The sequence below is a fragment of the Streptococcus sp. HSISS3 genome (assembly GCF_000448605.1).
Lineage (GTDB): Bacteria > Bacillota > Bacilli > Lactobacillales > Streptococcaceae > Streptococcus > Streptococcus raffinosi.
This window is the reverse complement of record NZ_CM002130.1, coordinates 1,573,270-1,574,456: the sequence shown is the minus strand read 5'-3', so window position 1 is coordinate 1,574,456 and position 1,187 is coordinate 1,573,270. Positions and strand designations below refer to the sequence as shown.

Sequence of the window (1,187 nt, the reverse complement as noted above, 5' to 3'; positions counted from 1 at the left end):
ATCAAGGCAGAACCTCGTGTAGCAAGCCCAGAGTTGGCCTACTACGATGCTGGTATGTCAGTTAACTATGACAAGATTGTCAGTGGTGATGGTTATCAATGGCTTTCTTACCTCAGCTTTAATGGTAACCGCCGTTATGTAGCTGTGGCAAAACTTGCTCAACAAGAAAGCAAACCAAGCGGTACTATCAATATTGAAAATCTCTCTAACCTTGGTTTTGATGTTCATATCACCAATGTTTCTGGTGGCGACAAGGCTATCCAAGGCGTGAGTGTTCCAGTTTGGACAGCTAAGGACGGCCAAGACGATTTGGTATGGCACCAAGCTGACAGACAAAGTGATGGTAGCTACAAGGTTCGTATCAATATTAATGACCATAAGGCTGAAGCGGGTGAATACATTGTCCATCTCTACTATGTTCAAGATGGTAAGATGGTAGGTATCGGAGGCACTAGCACAACTGTTCCGGTTCAAAATGCAACTCGCCATAATCTTCCAGCTTCAGGTTCATATACCTTTACCGCTCGTACTGGAATTAAGACTCAACCTTTGGTAGCCAACCCAGATGTTAGCTACTACGATGCTGGCATGTCAGTCAACTATGACAAGGTTGTCAATAATGACGGCTATACATGGCTTTCTTATCTCAGCTATTCAGGAAATCGTTTCTATGTGGCTATTGCACCAACAAGTGTGACTAAACCAGTAGAACAACCAGTGCAACCAAGTACACCATCTTCTGGTACCTATACTTTCAAGGAACGCTCTAGCATCAAGGCAGAACCTCGTGTAGCAAGCCCAGAGTTGGCCTACTACGATGCTGGTATGTCAGTTAACTATGACAAGATTGTCAGTGGTGATGGTTATCAATGGCTTTCTTACCTCAGCTTTAATGGTAACCGCCGTTATGTAGCTGTGGCAAAACTTGCTCAACAAGAAAGCAAACCAAGCGGTACTATCAATATTGAAAATCTCTCTAACCTTGGTTTTGATGTTCATATCACCAATGTTTCTGGTGGCGACAAGGCTATCCAAGGCGTCAGTGTTCCAGTTTGGACAGTTAAAGACGGCCAAGACGATTTGGTATGGCACCAAGCTGACAGACAAAGTGATGGTAGCTACAAGGTTCGTATCAATGTTGGTGACCATAAGTCTGAAGCAGGCGAATACATTGTTCATCTCTACTA

At 43.8% G+C, this 1,187-nt stretch carries 1 protein-coding gene; it reads left to right on the top strand.

What is annotated here, in order from left to right:
• On the top strand, positions 1-1,187 hold a 1,187-nt coding region (locus HSISS3_RS07390; protein ID WP_205618665.1), incomplete at both ends, for an SH3 domain-containing protein.